The sequence below is a fragment of the Polaromonas sp. genome (assembly GCF_043778355.1).
GTDB lineage: Bacteria > Pseudomonadota > Gammaproteobacteria > Burkholderiales > Burkholderiaceae_C > Polaromonas.
Genome location: NZ_JAYWHI010000003.1, coordinates 1 through 15,287 on the forward strand (window position 1 = coordinate 1; position 15,287 = coordinate 15,287).

The 15,287-nt window shown below is 63.7% G+C and carries 13 protein-coding genes and 1 pseudogene; 10 read left to right on the top strand and 4 right to left on the bottom strand.

The annotated features are described in order from the left end of the window. The 3 genes and pseudogenes from ACH2CW_RS00220 to ACH2CW_RS00230 form a co-directional block, all read right to left on the bottom strand. Nucleotides 1–189: pseudogene (locus ACH2CW_RS00220) on the bottom strand (fasciclin domain-containing protein); the annotation flags it as partial. Between the two features lie 297 nt (nucleotides 190–486). Continuing rightward, the gene (locus ACH2CW_RS00225) at nucleotides 487–2,703 is read right to left on the bottom strand and encodes a malate synthase G (RefSeq protein ID WP_395054633.1); all 2,217 of its coding nucleotides are present in this window, start codon (nucleotides 2,701–2,703) and stop codon (nucleotides 487–489) included. A gap of 54 nt (nucleotides 2,704–2,757) precedes the next feature. Beyond that, entirely contained in the window at nucleotides 2,758–3,465 is a 708-nt protein-coding gene (locus ACH2CW_RS00230) for a haloacid dehalogenase type II (RefSeq protein ID WP_395054635.1), read from the bottom strand. Between the two features lie 181 nt (nucleotides 3,466–3,646). On the opposite strand from ACH2CW_RS00230, the gene ACH2CW_RS00235 reads away from it, so the two are divergent. From ACH2CW_RS00235 to ACH2CW_RS00280, 10 genes are all read left to right on the top strand, one after another. Beyond that, nucleotides 3,647–4,858, top strand: a complete 1,212-nt coding sequence (locus ACH2CW_RS00235) for a CaiB/BaiF CoA transferase family protein (protein ID WP_395054657.1) — start codon at nucleotides 3,647–3,649, stop codon at nucleotides 4,856–4,858. A 63-nt stretch (nucleotides 4,859–4,921) separates the two neighbouring features. Beyond that, nucleotides 4,922–5,839 (top strand): LysR family transcriptional regulator, encoded by a 918-nt coding sequence (locus tag ACH2CW_RS00240; protein ID WP_395054637.1) that lies wholly within the window; start codon nucleotides 4,922–4,924, stop codon nucleotides 5,837–5,839. A gap of 135 nt (nucleotides 5,840–5,974) precedes the next feature. Then, nucleotides 5,975–7,651, top strand: a complete 1,677-nt coding sequence (gene argS, locus ACH2CW_RS00245) for an arginine--tRNA ligase (RefSeq protein ID WP_395054639.1) — start codon at nucleotides 5,975–5,977, stop codon at nucleotides 7,649–7,651. 54 nt (nucleotides 7,652–7,705) lie between these two features. Further along, nucleotides 7,706–8,347: an SPOR domain-containing protein gene (locus tag ACH2CW_RS00250; protein WP_395054641.1), complete on the top strand. Its 642-nt coding sequence runs from the start codon at nucleotides 7,706–7,708 to the stop codon at nucleotides 8,345–8,347. 63 nt (nucleotides 8,348–8,410) lie between these two features. Continuing rightward, the gene (locus tag ACH2CW_RS00255; protein WP_395054643.1) at nucleotides 8,411–9,067 is read left to right on the top strand and encodes a thiol:disulfide interchange protein DsbA/DsbL; all 657 of its coding nucleotides are present in this window, start codon (nucleotides 8,411–8,413) and stop codon (nucleotides 9,065–9,067) included. A 157-nt stretch (nucleotides 9,068–9,224) separates the two neighbouring features. Further along, entirely contained in the window at nucleotides 9,225–9,857 is a 633-nt protein-coding gene (gene lptA / locus ACH2CW_RS00260) for a lipopolysaccharide transport periplasmic protein LptA (RefSeq protein ID WP_395054645.1), read from the top strand. Beyond that, nucleotides 9,854–10,621 carry an LPS export ABC transporter ATP-binding protein gene (lptB, locus tag ACH2CW_RS00265; RefSeq protein ID WP_395054647.1) on the top strand — a complete coding sequence of 256 codons (768 nt, stop codon included), beginning with the start codon at nucleotides 9,854–9,856 and terminating at the stop codon, nucleotides 10,619–10,621. The genes lptA and lptB overlap by 4 nt, the downstream gene beginning before the upstream one ends. A 131-nt stretch (nucleotides 10,622–10,752) precedes the next feature. Continuing rightward, nucleotides 10,753–12,291 carry an RNA polymerase factor sigma-54 gene (locus ACH2CW_RS00270; protein WP_395054649.1) on the top strand — a complete coding sequence of 513 codons (1,539 nt, stop codon included), beginning with the start codon at nucleotides 10,753–10,755 and terminating at the stop codon, nucleotides 12,289–12,291. Next, nucleotides 12,288–13,664 (top strand): class I SAM-dependent RNA methyltransferase, encoded by a 1,377-nt coding sequence (locus ACH2CW_RS00275; protein WP_395054651.1) that lies wholly within the window; start codon nucleotides 12,288–12,290, stop codon nucleotides 13,662–13,664. Before ACH2CW_RS00270 ends, ACH2CW_RS00275 begins: the two co-directional genes overlap by 4 nt. Nucleotides 13,665–13,674: 10 nt before the next feature. Then, nucleotides 13,675–14,115: a putative toxin-antitoxin system toxin component, PIN family gene (locus ACH2CW_RS00280; RefSeq protein WP_395054653.1), complete on the top strand. Its 441-nt coding sequence runs from the start codon at nucleotides 13,675–13,677 to the stop codon at nucleotides 14,113–14,115. Between the two features lie 3 nt (nucleotides 14,116–14,118). Here the strand turns inward: ACH2CW_RS00280 and ACH2CW_RS00285 are convergent. Beyond that, the coding region (locus tag ACH2CW_RS00285) for an FMN-binding glutamate synthase family protein (RefSeq protein ID WP_395054655.1) at nucleotides 14,119–15,287 on the bottom strand (1,169 nt) is incomplete at its 5' end.

The window sequence follows — 15,287 nt, forward strand, 5'->3', positions numbered from 1 at the left end:
CTTGACTGCGGCGACCAGGGTGGTGTGGTCTTTGGAATTGACGGCGTTGTCAATGATGTCCTTGGTCGGGAACATGGCCGCGCCGCCGACCATGACCGATGGGCCGCCGGACATGGTGTTGCCGGACATGCCGCCTGCGCAAGCACTGAGAAGAACGGCAACGCCGGCTGCAATGAGTAGTTTTTTCATGAAAGGACTCCTGATAAAGATGTAGTTGTGGTCTGTGAAGCCGTCACAGGGCGTGAGCGTTTTTTGGCCGCTTGTAAAGAGTACGCGGTCAATCGTGAATTGGATGTAGGACAAGGCAGCGACCGGCGCACGGGGCAGTCGCTTTGCTGCGGTGCAGCCAACCAGGGCTGGACCGCAAGGTCGATTTTTATGCGTCAAATTGCCCTCCAGCCCATATCGCAACTGGATGAGTAGCTATTGATTAGATAGCTACACAGCGATCCATGCCGGTTCAAGCCCGGCATGACCCCCGTGGGCTCAGGCGCTACCGGCCTTCACCTTCAGCCGCCAGGCATGCAGCAGCGGCTCGGTGTAGCCGCTCGGCTGCTCCAGCCCTTTGAGCACAAGGTCCAGCGCCGCCTTGTAGGCCGCAGAGGTCGTGAAGTTGCCGGCCATCTTCTGGTACAGCGGGTCGCCGGCGTTCTGGCCATCGACCACAGCGGCCATGCGCTCGAAGGTCTTGACGATGTGCTCTTTGGTGACCACGCCGTGCAGCAGCCAGTTGGCCATGTGCTGGCTCGAGATACGCAGCGTGGCGCGGTCTTCCATCAGGCCGACGTTGTGGATGTCAGGCACCTTGGAGCAGCCCACACCCTGATCGATCCAGCGCACCACATAACCGAGGATGCCCTGCGCGTTGTTGTCCAGCTCGGCCTGGATCTCGGCCTCGGTCCAGAAAGGCACCAGCGCGACCGGGATCTGCAGAATGGCGTCGAGCAGGTTTTCCTCCATCGCCAGCGACTTTTTCTCGTTGACGAAGACTTCCATGTCTTTTTGCAGGGCCGCCACATCGACCTGGTGGTAGTGCAGCGCGTGCAGTGTTGCGGCGGTCGGCGAAGGTACCCAGGCGGTGTTGGCGCCGGCCTGGGGGTGGGCGACTTTCTGCTTCATCATGTCGGCCATCAGGTCGGGCATGGCCCACATGCCCTTGCCGATTTGCGCCCGGCCACGCAGCCCGCAGGCCAGGCCGATCTGGACGTTGCTCATCTCGTAGGCGCGCAGCCAGTTGGTGTTTTTCATCAGCGGTTTGCGCATCATCGCGCCGGCATGCATGGCGGTGTGGATCTCATCGCCGGTGCGGTCCAGAAAGCCGGTGTTGATGAAAGCCACGCGGGCCGCGGTTTCGGCGATGCAGGCCTTGAGGTTGACGCTGGTGCGGCGCTCCTCGTCCATGATGCCGAGCTTGACGGTGTTCTCCGGCAGGCCCAGCAGCGCCTCGACGCGGCTAAACAGTTCGGAGGCGAAGGCCGCCTCGGCCGGGCCGTGCATCTTCGGCTTGACGATGTAGATCGAGCCGGTACGCGAGTTGACAATGGCTTCCTTGCCGATGCGCTGCAGGTCGTGCATGGCAATTGCCACGGTGATCACCGCGTCGAGGATGCCTTCGGGAATTTCCTTGTCGCCGTCGTACAGGATGGCCGGATTCGTCATCAGGTGGCCGACATTGCGCACAAACATCAGTGAGCGGCCATGCAGCGTGAGCGGCTGGCCGTCGGCGGTGGTGTACTCGCGGTCCGGGTTCAGGCCGCGCGTGAAGGTCTTGCCGCCCTTTTGCACTTCTTCGGTCAGTGTGCCCTGCAGGATGCCCAGCCAGTTGGCATAGGCCATCACCTTGTCGTCGGCGTCGACCACCGCCACTGAATCTTCCAGGTCCATGATGGTGGACAGCGCCGCTTCCAGCACCAGGTCACTGATGCCGGCGGCATCGTCCTTGCCAATGGTGGTGCTGCGGTCGATGCGGATGTCGATGTGGATGCCGTTGTGGCGCAGCAGGATGGACGATGGCTTGTCCGCCTCGCCCTGAAAACCCACGAACAGCACGTGGTCGGCCAGGCCGGTGGTGGCGCCGCCCTTGAGCGTCACCACCAGTTTGCCGTCGATAACGCTGTACAGCGTGGCGTCTTTGTGCGAGCCGGTGGCCAGGGGCGTGGCCTGGTCCAGCACATTGCGGGCGTAAGCGATGACCTTGGCGCCGCGTGCCGGGTTGTAGCCCTTGCCCTTTTCGAGGCCCTCGGTTTCGGGAATGACGTCGGTGCCATACAGCGCGTCGTAGAGCGAGCCCCAGCGCGCATTGGCGGCGTTCAGGGCGTAACGCGCGTTGAGCACCGGCACCACCAGCTGCGGGCCGGCCTGCAGCGCCAGCTCGTCGTCAACATTGGTCGCGGTGGCTGTCACCTGGGCCGGCGCCGGCACCAGGTAGCCGATTTTTTCCAGAAAGGCGCGGTAGGCCTTCATGTCGCGGATCGGGCCGGGGTTGGCCTTGTGCCAGTTGTCCAGTTCGAGTTGCAGGCGATCACGCTCGGCCAGCAAGGCGATGTTTTTTGGCGCCAGGTCACTCACGATGGCGGCGAAGCCCTTCCAGAAGTCGGCGCTGTTGATGCCGGTGCCGGGCAAGACCTTGTCATCGACGAAGCTTTGCAAAACCGTGGCCACCTGCAGGCCGTGCAGGGAAGTGCGTGGGGTCGTTGTGCTCATGGTGCGTCCTCGGATAAAAAGAAAAGTAAAAGTAAAAGTAAAAAATCAAATCGGTCAGGCGGGCTGGAAAAAATCGAGCACCTCGCGCAGGCTGCTGCCGGTGCGCGCAGGGAATGTGCCCAATTCCTCAAATGGCAGCGCATACCGGTTGACCCACAACGTGGGGTAGCCACACCAGGTCGCGCCCAGCGCGTCCCAGCTGTTGCAGCTGACAAAGGCGATGTGTCGTGCGGCCAGACCTGTCGCCTGCGGGCCCAGCGCATAAGCGTCGGGGTGGGTTTTGTACTTGCGGATGGCGTCCACGCTGAGCACATGGTCGAGCAGGCCGTCCAGCCCGGCGGAGCGCACCGCAATATCCAGCATGCCGGGGTCGCCATTGGACAGGATGCCCGTGACGATGCCGCGGTCCTTCAGCGTCTGCAACACCTCGCGGGTTTCAGGAAAGGCCGACAGATGGCGGTACTGGTTCATCAGCCGCTCTTCGGCGGCGGCGCCCAGGTCCAGCCCCAGGCGTTTACACGCATAACGCAGGCCGGCGCGGGTCAGGTCCCAGAAGGGCTGGTAGTGCTCGCCACCATTGCTGGTGGTCACCAGCCGGGTGTATTCAATCTGTTTGTCGCGCCAGAGCACACCGAGGGCCTGGCCCTGTCCGGGAAACAACTGTTCCGCAAGCAGACCCACGCTGTACACATCGAACAGCGTGCCGTAGGCATCAAATAAAACAGCCCGTGGCACAGCGTGCCCGGCTTTGGGTTTTTCCATACCTTTGACTGTATTTGATACTCGAACAAAGATTAATATGGGAAAAATCAGTTAATCGATTACTTTTAAGGATGTAATTGGTGAGGGTGCACAAAATTTAATGCGGATGAGCGCCGCATAATTTGTCGCCTCCGCCGCGCATTTCGCCGCCCGGCTTTCGACAAGGATTTGCGTGCCTCCTTTGCCTCCCCCCGTCCAGCCCCCCGAAGCGGCACCGCTGCCGCTCGCCGGTGTCCGAGTTGTCGAATTCACCCACATGGTGATGGGCCCGACCTGCGGCATGGTGCTGGCCGATCTGGGCGCCGAGGTTATCAAGGTCGAGCCGCTGGCCGGGGACAACACGCGCCGGCTGCTGGGTTCGGGCGCTGGTTTTTTCCCGCTGTTCAACCGCAACAAGAAAAGCATCGCGGTGGACCTGCAGCGGCCTGAGGGGCGCGAGCTGGTGCTCCGGCTGGTCGCCACCGCCGACATCGTCAGCGAAAATTTCAAGCCGGCCACCATGGTCGGGCTGGGGCTGGACTACGCCAGCCTGTCCAGCCTGAACCCGCGCCTGATTTATGTGAGCCACAAGGGCTTTTTGCCCGGCCCGTACGACCACCGCACCGCGCTCGACGAGGTGGTGCAGATGATGGGCGGGCTGGCCTACATGACGGGACGGCCCGGCGACCCGCTGCGCGCCGGCAGCAGCGTCAACGACATCATGGGTGGTTTGTTCGGTGCCATCGGCGCGATGGCGGCGCTGACGGCGCGCGCCACCACTGGCAGAGGCCAGCAGGTGCAGGCCGCGCTGTTTGAAAACAATGTGTTTCTGGTGGCTCAGCACATGATGCAGTTCGCCGTGACCGGCGCGCCGGCCGCGCCCATGCCCGACCGGATCTCGGCCTGGGGTATTTACGACGTGTTCACCGTGCGGGACGGCGCGCAGGTTTTTCTGGCGGTGGTCAGTGACACCCAGTGGCTGCTGTTCTGTGAAGCCTTTGGTTTTGCCGACCTGAAGGCCGATACGCGGCTGGCCAGCAACAATGACCGCGTGCGTGCGCGGGAATGGCTGCTGCCGCTGCTGCGTGAACGGCTGGCGTCGCATTCTGCGAGCGAACTGAGCGGCATTTTCGAAGCCCAGGGCTTGCCGTTTGCACCGATCACACGACCGGAGGAGTTGTTCGACGATCCGCATTTGAAGCAGACTGGTGGCCTGGCGCCCCTGCGACTGCCGGACGGCCGCGACACGACGGTGCCGCTGCTGCCGCTGACGCTGGACGGCCAGCGTCCCGGCGTGCGCCTGAACCCGCCGGTGCTGGGCGAACACAGCCGGGAGCTGCTGGCCGGTTTGGGTTACAGCCAGGCCGACATCCAGCGTCTGCTCGACCAGGGCGTGCTTGTGGCGCCCGATTGACGATGGCGTAATCAAGGCCTTGCTGCAGACAATTACCACCTTTCATGCGCATAATCGGGCCGCATGGACAAACTCAAGCAGCTTGAATCTTTTGTGTCGGTGGCCACGCGCGGCAGCCTGACCGCCGCCGCCAAGGCCGAAGGCGTGGCGCCGGCCATCATGGGCCGCCGTCTCGATGCGCTGGAAGAGCGTCTCGGGGTCAAGCTGCTGGTCCGCACCACGCGCCGCATGTCGCTGACCCATGAAGGCAGTGCTTTTCTGGAAGACTGCCAGCGCCTGCTGGTGGACTTTGCCAACGCCGAGGCCAGTGTCTCGGCCGGCGGCGTCAAGGCCAGCGGGCATTTGCGCATCACCGCGCCGGCCGGTTTTGGCCGCCGCCATGTGGCGCCGCTGGTGCCGAAATTCCGCGAGTTGCATGCCGATGTGACGATTTCGCTGAACCTCAGCGACCGCGTGGTGGATGTGGCCGGTGAAGGTTTCGATTGCGCGGTGCGCGTCGGCGAGATGCCCGATTCCTCGCTGGTCAGCGTGCGCATGGCCGACAACCGGCGCCTGTGTGTGGCTTCACCGGCCTACCTTCAGCGCCACGGCACACCGCAACACCCGACCGACCTGGCCAAATGCGCCTGCTTGACGCTTTCCAGCGACGCCTCGCAAACGCGTGGCTGGGCGTTTCAGGTGGAAGGTGAAGTCATCCATCTCAAACCCGGCGGTCCGCTCGACTGTTCGGATGGCCAGGTGCTGCATGACTGGTGTCTGGACGGTTACGGTATTGCCTGGCGCAGCACCTGGGAAGTCGAGGCGGAAATTGCCGCCGGCAAGCTGGTGACGGTGCTCAGTGAGTTTGATGCGCCGCCCAACGGCATCTACGCCGTGTTTCCGCAACGCAAACACTTGCCGCTGCGGGTGCGCCTGTGGATCGACTTCCTCAAACACAGCTACAGCCAGCCCGAGTTTTGGGGCGGTGCGCGCAAGGCGTGAGGCGATTTGGCAGCAAGGACTGGCTTAGGATCAAAAAAGGCCTTCAGCCCATGACGAACAAGCGCAAGTAGCTATTAAATTCATAGCAGTCTCGGCGCGCCGAACCGCCGCAGCCCGCGCCCGTAAAATCAGCCCATGCTCCTCGTCAAACAAGAATTGCTCGCCGCCCTGGCTGCCGAGCTGGACCAACTGTCTCCTGGCGCCGGCCAGAGGGCAGCTTTTGAGTCGCCCAAGGTGGCGGCCCACGGCGACTTCGCCTCCACCGCAGCCATGCAACTGGCCAAGCCGCTCAAGCTCAATCCGCGCCAGGTGGCCGATGGCCTGAAGGCCGCGTTGCTGGCCACGCCGGTCTACCAGCGTTGGGTCGATGCGATCGAGATCGCCGGCCCCGGCTTCATCAACTTCCGGCTCAAGCCCGAGGCCAAGCAGCAGACCGTGCGCGAGGTGCTGCAGGCCGCCGGCCTCTACGGCGTCAAGCCGCAACAGGCCGGGCAACGCGTGCTGGTTGAGTTTGTCTCGGCCAACCCGACCGGCCCGCTGCACGTGGGCCACGGCCGGCAGGCGGCGCTCGGGGACGCGATCTGCAACCTGTTCGCCAGCCAGGGCCAGGATGTGTACCGCGAGTTTTATTACAACGACGCCGGTGTGCAGATTCACACGCTGGCCACCAGCACCCAGGCGCGCGCCCAGGGCCTCAAGCCTGGTGATGCCGGCTGGCCCGAGCCGGCCTACAACGGCGACTACATCGCCGACATCGCGATTGACTTCATCGCGAAGAAAACCGTCAAGTCCGACGACCGCGAATTCACGGCATCGGGCGACATCACCGACCTTGACGCGATCCGCCAGTTTGCGGTGGCCTATTTGCGCCGCGAGCAGGACCTGGACCTGCAGGCCTTTTCGGTCAAGTTCGACAACTACTACCTGGAGTCCAGCCTGTACAGCTCGGGCCGGGTGGAGGACGCCGTCGCCAAACTCAAGGCTGCCGGCAAGACTTACGAGCTCGACGGCGCCTTGTGGCTACGGTCTACCGACTACGGTGACGACAAGGACCGCGTGATGAAGAAGAGCGACGGCGGCTACACCTACTTCGTGCCCGACGTCGCCTACCACCTGGCCAAGTGGGAGCGCGGCTTCAGCAAAGCCATCAACATCCAGGGCATGGACCACCACGGCACCATCGCGCGCGTGCGGGCCGGGCTGCAGGCCGCTGGCGCCGGTATCCCCGAGGGCTACCCCGACTATGTGCTGCACACCATGGTGCGTGTGGTCAAGTGCGGCGAAGAGGTCAAGATCAGCAAACGCGCGGGCAGCTACGTCACCCTGCGCGACCTGATCGAGTGGACCAGCAAGGACGCGGTGCGTTTCTTTTTGCTCAGCCGCAAACCCGACACCGAGTACACCTTCGACGTGGACCTGGCGGTGGCAAAAAACAACGACAACCCGGTGTATTACGTGCAGTACGCGCATGCCCGCATCTGCTCGGTGCTGGCGGCCTGGGGCGGCGACGAAACCACGCTGAAGAATGTGGACCTGTCGGCACTGACCAGTCCGCAGGCGCAAGCGTTGATGTTGCTGATCGCGCGTTACCCCGAGATGCTGGCCAACGCCGCCGCCGGACTGGCGCCGCACGACGTGGCCTTTTACCTGCGCGAACTTGCCGCCTGTTACCACAGCTATTACGACGCCGAACGTATCCTGGTCGATGAGGAAGCGGTCAAGCTGGCCCGCCTCGCGCTGGTCGCGGCGACCGCGCAGGTGTTGCACAATGGCCTGGCTGTGCTGGGCGTCGATGCCCCGCGCAAAATGTAAGGAATGATGACGACCATGGTGCGCAAGCTCTCCAACACACCTTCCGGGCGAAGCATGAACACACAACGCGGCGGCACCCTGCTGGGGTTGATCATTGGCGCGCTGATCGGTCTGGGCGCGGCGCTGGCCGTGGCCGTCTACATCACCAAGGTGCCGGTGCCCTTCATGAACAAGGGCCAGTCGCGCAGCCCGGACCATGACGCTGCCGAAGCCAAGAAGAACCAGAACTGGAACCCGAACGCCCCGCTGTATGGCAAAAATCCGGCCAAGCCGGCAGCCACGTCGGGTGCGGTGACCGACGTGACGCCCCAACCTGCATCACCAGCCACTGTGCAAAAACCGGTGCCCGACCCCACCGTGGCCAAACCCGGCAAACCGGCGGTGGACCCCATTGGTGATCTGGCCAAGGCGAAGATGACGGCACCTGCGACTGCGCCCGCTGCCGCGCCGGGTGCCGACCCGTTCAGCTATTTTGTGCAGGTCGGCGCTTTCCGCACGCCCGAGGACGCCGAGCAGCAGCGCGCCAAGATTTCGCTGATGGGCCTGGAAGCCAGGGTCACCGAGCGCGAACAATCGGGTCGTACGGTGTTCCGTGTGCGCCTCGGCCCCTTCGACAAAAAAGAAGATGCTGATAAAGCCAAGGAACGCCTCGATGGCAACGGCGTCGAAACCGCCCTGGTGCGCGTCCAGCGCTGAACTTTCTGCTGGCAGGGTGTCCAACCTTCTCGCACCATCCAGCACTACACGGAGAAATGATTGATGCAACGACGTGAATTTTCGATCGCCACCGCCTCGGTGGCCACCGCCGCCAGCCTGGGCGCCCTGAGCACCCCGGCCCTGGCCCAGGCGCCGGCGGCACCGCGCATGGGAACCGACTTCCTGGTCCTCGACAAACCCGCCCCCGTGGAAGCCCCGTCCGGCAAGATCGAGGTGGTGGAATTCTTCTGGTACAGCTGCCCGCACTGCAACCGCTTCGAGCCGGCGCTGGAAGAGTGGATCAAAAAGGCGCCGAAAGATGTCGTGGTGCGGCGTGTGCCCGTGTCTTTCCGGCCGGACTTCGAGCCGCAGCAGCGCCTGTATTACGTGCTGGAAGCCATGAACAAGGTCGATGAGCTCCACAAGAAGGTGTTTCTGGCCATCCACGGTGAGAAGCAGCTGCTCAATACCGCCGAGCTGATAGCGGCCTGGGCCGAAAAGCAGGGCCTGAACAAGGTGAAGTTCCTGGAAATGTACAACTCGTTCGGCATCGCCACCAAGGCCCGCAAGGCCACGCAGTTGCAGGATGCCTACAAGGTGGACGGGGTGCCGGCGCTGGGCGTGGCCGGGCGGTTTTACACCTCGGGCGAGCTCGCCAAAAACATGGACCGGGCGCTGCAGGTGACCGACTACCTGGTGATTCAGGCCCGCAAAGGTTAGCCAACAGGGGCTTTCCCGCGCCCTTGGGGATGCGAATCCCGTTGATGGACGCATAAACCGCCGCCTCGCCGGCGGTTTTTTGTTTCCCGCGTCATTTGGCAGAGCTGCGTGGCTACAATGAGTCAACCCAATCAAAGCAGCAAGATTCGTGCCTTTTATGAACTATCCCGCCCGTGTACTGATGCTGGCCGCTGCCCTGGCGGCCTTCCCGGCCGCTGCTGAAAAGGGCGACCGCGACAAACCCATGAACGCCGAGGCCGATGCGCTGCGTTATGACGACCTCAAGCAGACCAGCGTTTTCACCGGCAACGTCGTGATCACCAAAGGCACCATCATCATCCGCGGCGCGCGTGTCGACGTGATGCAGGACCCCGAGGGGTATCAGACTGCCTTTGTGTATGCCGCGCCTGACAAGCTGGCCTTTTACCGCAAGAAGCGTGACGGGGTCGACGAGTACATCGAGGGTGAAGGCGAACGCATCGAATACGACAGCCGCGCCGACACCGTCAAGTTCATCAAGCAGGCCGTGCTGCGCCGTTATGTGGGCGCTGCGCTGGCCGACGAAACCACCGGCAGCCTGATTGTTTATGACAACCCGACCGATGTGTTCACAGTCGACAGCAGCGGCCTGAACCGCACCGCCAACAATCCCTCCGGGCGCATACGCGCGCTGCTGGCGCCGCGCAACAAGACCGGCGCTGCCGTCACGCCGCCGCCGTCCGGACCAACGCCCACCCTGCGCCCCAGCACCACGCTGGGCGATGACAAAAAGGTAAACCCGCCTCAATGAATGTGCCCCCGGACACCGCCCCCGTCAGCCGCCTTGTTGCCAGCGGCCTGCAAAAATCCTACGGAAGCCGCAAGGTCGTCAAGGATGTCTCGCTAACGGTTCAGAAAGGTGAGGTTGTGGGCTTGCTGGGCCCCAACGGCGCCGGCAAGACCACCTCGTTTTACATGATCGTCGGGCTGGTGCGCGCCGACGCCGGCGAGATCACCATCGACGGCGAGTCGATCGAACACATGCCCATTCACAAGCGCTCGCGCCTGGGCCTGAGTTACCTGCCGCAGGAAGCCTCGATTTTTCGCAAGCTCACGGTCGAGCAGAATGTGCGCGCTGTGCTGGAGCTGCAGACCGACGAGGCCGGCAAACCGCTGGCCGCCGATGTGCTCAATGGGCGCCTGGACGCCCTGTTGCAGGATTTGCGCGTGGACCACCTGCGCGACTCGCCGGCACCGGCGCTGTCTGGCGGTGAGCGCCGCCGTGTCGAGATCGCTCGCGCACTGGCGACCCAACCGCGTTTCATCCTGCTCGACGAACCGTTTGCCGGCATCGACCCGATCGCGGTGATCGAGATCCAGCGCATCATCGGTTTCCTCAAATCGCGCGGTATCGGCGTGTTGATCACCGACCACAACGTGCGCGAAACCCTGGGCATCTGCGACCACGCTTTCATCATCAGTGACGGCCAGGTGCTGGCCACCGGCACGCCGTCTGAAATCGTCAACAACGCCGATGTGCGCCGGGTCTACCTCGGTGAGCACTTCAAAATGTAGGCCATGGCTCCCCCCTGTTGCGGACTCACTTCGTGTAGCCGCCTCTCCCCCCAGGGGGACGGCGCCTGCGGACTGGCAAAGCCAGATCCGCGGCCCCCGCTGGAAAAGTTCGGGTCCCGTCTGGAAGCCTTATGAAACAAGGCTTGTCCCTTCGCGTCTCGCAGCACCTGGCACTGACGCCGCAGTTGCAGCAGTCGATACGGCTGCTGCAGCTCTCGACGCTGGAGCTGAGCCAGGAGGTCGAGCAGATGCTCGACGAAAACCCGTTTCTGGAAGTCTCCGAGGACGCCGCACCGCGTGAGGACTTCGGCCTGGGCCAGACCGACACGCCGGTCAGCCAGGAGACACGCGAGTTTGAGTCCACCACGGACGTGTCCAGCAGCCTCACGGGCGACAGCGGCCCCTCCAGCAGCAGTGAGTCCGAGCCGAGCAGCGAAGCCAAGCTGGAGGAAAGCTGGGAAGGCGACGGCAGCGTGGAGACCGCGCCCGACGACAACGAGTGGGGCGGTGACGCCACGCCGCGCAAGAACAACAACAACGACGACAGCGATGTCGATGCGACCGAACTGGCGCGCAGCCAGGAGTCGCTGCAGGAGCATCTGCACCGCCAGGCGCTGTCGCTGCGCCTGTCGCCTGAAGGCAAGGCCGCGCTGCATTTTCTGATCGAGTCGCTCAACGACGACGGTTACCTGGAAGACAGCCTGGCGTCGCTGGCCGCCGGCCTGGCCGGCGACGACATCGAGCAGCTTGAAGCAGTGGAGCATGAATTTGCCGTGGCCCTCAAGCTGCTTCACCACATGGAGCCAGCCGGTGTGGGCGCGCGCAACCTGGCCGAGTGCCTGGGGCTGCAGTTGCTCGACTGCAAAAACAACGACGAGACCCGCGCCGCCATCGCCATGTGCCAGCAACCGATGGAGCTGCTGGCCAAACGCGACGTCAAACGGCTGTCCCAGCTCTGCGGTTTTCCCGATGCGGTGATCAAGGGCGCGATCGCGCTGATTGGCCGGCTCGACCCGAAACCGGGCCGGCGTTTTGTCAATGTCGAGCGCAACCTGGTGGTGCCCGATGTGCTGGTGGTCAAATCGGGCCGCGGCTTCAAGGTCTCGCTCAACAGCGACGTGATGCCGCGTCTGCGTGTGCACGACATTTACGCCAATGCCATCAAACAGAACAAGGGTCAGGGCGGCGCGGCGCTGCAGCAGCGGCTGCAGGAGGCGCGCTGGTTCATCAAGAACATCCAGCAGCGTTTTGACACCATCCTGCGTGTCAGCAGCGCGATTGTCGAGCGACAGAAAAATTTCTTCACGCACGGCGAGCTGGCCATGCGCCCGCTGGTGCTGCGCGAAATTGCCGACGAACTCGGCCTGCACGAGTCGACGATTTCACGCGTGACCACCGCGAAATACATGAGCACGCCTTTCGGCACTTTCGAGCTCAAGTATTTCTTCGGCTCCGCGCTCGGTACCGAGACCGGCGGCAATGCGTCGAGCACCGCAGTGCGCGCGCTGATCAAGCAGTTCGTTGCGTCCGAAAGCCTGAAAAAACCGCTCAGCGACAACCAGATCTCCGAGATGCTGAAAGAGCAGGGCATCGAGTGCGCGCGCCGCACCGTCGCCAAATACCGCGAAGCGCTGCGCATTGCGCCGGCCAATCTACGTAAATCTTTATGAACCAACTGCAACTGTTTTTACCCTGCGCCGCCGGCGTCGAGGAGCTGCTGGCCGCCGAGGTCAAACACATCACCGGCAGCAGCGGCAAGGCCTGGCGCGCCGGTGTGCAGGTGTCCGGCTCCTGGCGCGACGCGCTGCAACTGAACCTGCACAGCCGGCTCGCGCAGCGCGTGCTGATCGAGCTGCAGCACAACAGTTACCGCAGCGAGCAGGACCTGTACAACGCGGCGGCGGCCGTGGCCTGGGAGATCTGGTTCACGCCCAAGCAGACTTTCAAGGTCGAGATCACCGCGCAGCACAGCCCGCTGACCAGTCTGAACTTCGCCGCGCTGAAGATCAAGGACGCGATCGCCGACCGCTTCCGCGACAAATACGATGTACGTCCCGATGTCGATACACGCTGGCCCGATGTGCGCATCTACGCCCACCTGACGACGGACACCGTGACGCTCTACATCGACACCTCGGGCGAGCCGCTGTTCAAGCGTGGCTGGCGCGAGGACAAGGGCGACGCGCCGCTCAAGGAAACCCTGGCCGCCGCCATGCTGGCTGCCAGCGGCTGGAGCGGCGAGAACGGTTTGTGCAAACAAGGTGTTCCGCTGTATGACCCGTGCTGCGGCTCGGGCACCATCCTGATCGAGGCAGCGCAGATCGCGCGCAACGTCGCCGCCGGCATGGGCCGGCGTTTTGCGTTTGAAAAGTTCGTACCCTTCCAGTCGCATGTCTGGGAAGGCCTGCTGGACCAGGCCGAAGCCGCCATCACCGCGCCGACCGCGCAAGTGTTCGGCAGTGATGTGTCTTTCCGCATGGTCGATTTTGCGCAGCGCAATGCTGAACGCGCCGGCGTCGCCGACGTGGTGCAACTGCGCGGTGGTGATGCGCTGCAGCGCATGCCGCCCGCGCCCTCGGGCGTGATGCTGGTGAACCCGCCCTATGGCGAGCGTATTGATGTGGCCGGTGTCGCCGGCATCCCGTCGGTGCAGGGGCGTGACCAGCGCCGCGTCACGCAGTTTCAAGGCGAAGCGATTGACGAGTTCGGCCAGCCGCTGGCCCGCGACCCTGGTGATACGCGTGATGAATCTGGTGACATGGCGCGGCGTGACCGCGGCGCCAACCCCAGCCGTGAGCAGGCGCTGACCGACAGCGGCGAGCAGGCCCCGGACTTCTTCCCGCAACTGGCCAGCCACTGGAAGAAGAACTACGCCGGCTGGACCGCCCATGTGCTGACGCCGGACATGAAGCTGCCGCAGAAGATGCGCCTGAAGGAATCGCGGCGCGTGCCGATGTGGAACGGCCCGATCGAATGCCGTCTGTTCCGCTTCGACATGGTGGCCGGTTCTGCGCGTGAGAAAAAACCTGCTGCTGCGTCCTGAGCGACACGCCATGGAGACACAGCCGCAGACCGGCGACCGGGTGGTGCTGGACACCAACATCGTGCTGGACCTGTTTGTGTTCAGGGATGCGGCCACCGCGCCGCTGCTGCAGGCGCTGCAGGACGGCGCGATCGACTGGATCAGTACATCGCCCATGCGTGACGAACTCGAACGCGTGCTGGCCTATCCGCAGATTGTTCCGCGCCTGGCGTTTTACAAATTGCAGGCGAACGATGTACTGGCTGCCTTTGACCGCCACGCACGCATTGTGGAGGCCGCAGCCAAGGCCCCGGTGACCTGCAGCGATGCTGACGACCAGATTTTCATCGACCTCGCAGTCGCCCACCAGGCCTGGCTGCTGAGCAAGGACCAGGCCGTACTTTCCATGCAAAAAAGGCTGCTGGCCCTTGGCGCACAAGCGCAAGCAGCTATCAAAAGCGTAGCAAATTGAAGTTCAGGCGGCAGCTGGCGCCAGCTCGCCGGTGCTCGACACCTTGTCGCCGGGCTTGCTGACCGCAAAACTGTGCGCACTGGCCAGCGGCCAGTAAAGCTTGAAGACCTGGTGCTGGCTGTCGAGGTCGGTCAGCAGCGAGCCCTCCTTCACCCGCATCACCAGGTTGGAGAGCAGGCGCACCTCGGTGTCGTTGATGCGGCGCACGATGTGGTGCGCGCTCACATCGTCAGTGTGATGCAGGCCAGCGGCCTCCAGCAGTTCCTTGAGCGCCTTCAGCGTGCTCTGGTGGTAGCGCCAGACACGCTCGGCCTTGTCCGGCACCACCAGCGCCTGCTGGCGCACCGGGTCCTGCGTGGTGACACCGGTCGGGCAGTTGCCGGTGTGGCAGGTCTGGGCCTGGATGCAGCCCAGCGCAAACATGAAGGCACGGCCCGAGTTGCACCAGTCGGCGCCCAGCGCCATCATGCGGGTGATGTCGAAGGCGCTGATGACCTTGCCGGCGCAGCCGATGCTGATCCTGTCTCGCAGGCCCACGCCCAGCAGCGTGTTGTGCACCAGCAGCAGGCCTTCCTGCACCGGTGCGCCCACATGGTCGGTGAACTCCAGCGGCGCCGCACCGGTGCCGCCCTCGGCGCCGTCGACCACGATGAAGTCCGGCGTGATGCCGGTTTCCAGCATGGCCTTGACCATGGCAAACCACTCCCAGGGGTGGCCGATGCAGAGCTTGAAGCCAGTGGGTTTGCCGCCCGAGAGCTCGCGCAGGCGGGCAATGAATTGCATCATTTCGACCGGGGTGGAGAAGGCGCTGTGCGAGGCGGGCGAGATGCAGTCCACCCCCACCGGTACACCGCGAGCCTCGGCAATTTCGGGCGTGACTTTGGGGCCGGGCAACATGCCGCCGTGGCCGGGCTTGGCCCCTTGGCTGAGCTTGAGCTCGATCATCTTGACCTGCGGGTCGCGTGCGTTGGCGGCAAACTTCTCGGCGTTGAAGCAGCCGTTGTCGTTGCGGCAACCAAAATAGCCCGAGGCCACTTCCCAGATCAGGTCGCCGCCATGCTTGCGGTGGTGGATCGATATGGAGCCTTCGCCGGTATCGTGCGCAAAACCGCCCCGCTTGGCGCCGGCGTTCAGGGCCTGGATGGCGTTGGCGCTGAGCGCACCAAAACTCA

Bases quoted from the DNA above. Each gene is read 5' to 3' on its own strand.
- ACH2CW_RS00225 (WP_395054633.1), bottom strand. From the start codon at position 2,703: ATGAGCACAACGACCCCACGCACTTCCCTGCACGGCCTGCAGGTGGCC.
- ACH2CW_RS00230 (WP_395054635.1), bottom strand. From the start codon at position 3,465: ATGGAAAAACCCAAAGCCGGGCACGCTGTGCCACGGGCTGTTTTATTT.
- ACH2CW_RS00240 (WP_395054637.1), top strand. From the start codon at position 4,922: ATGGACAAACTCAAGCAGCTTGAATCTTTTGTGTCGGTGGCCACGCGC.
- argS (WP_395054639.1), top strand. From the start codon at position 5,975: ATGCTCCTCGTCAAACAAGAATTGCTCGCCGCCCTGGCTGCCGAGCTG.
- ACH2CW_RS00250 (WP_395054641.1), top strand. From the start codon at position 7,706: ATGAACACACAACGCGGCGGCACCCTGCTGGGGTTGATCATTGGCGCG.
- ACH2CW_RS00255 (WP_395054643.1), top strand. From the start codon at position 8,411: ATGCAACGACGTGAATTTTCGATCGCCACCGCCTCGGTGGCCACCGCC.
- lptA (WP_395054645.1), top strand. From the start codon at position 9,225: ATGAACTATCCCGCCCGTGTACTGATGCTGGCCGCTGCCCTGGCGGCC.
- lptB (WP_395054647.1), top strand. From the start codon at position 9,854: ATGAATGTGCCCCCGGACACCGCCCCCGTCAGCCGCCTTGTTGCCAGC.
- ACH2CW_RS00270 (WP_395054649.1), top strand. From the start codon at position 10,753: ATGAAACAAGGCTTGTCCCTTCGCGTCTCGCAGCACCTGGCACTGACG.
- ACH2CW_RS00275 (WP_395054651.1), top strand. From the start codon at position 12,288: ATGAACCAACTGCAACTGTTTTTACCCTGCGCCGCCGGCGTCGAGGAG.
- ACH2CW_RS00280 (WP_395054653.1), top strand. From the start codon at position 13,675: ATGGAGACACAGCCGCAGACCGGCGACCGGGTGGTGCTGGACACCAAC.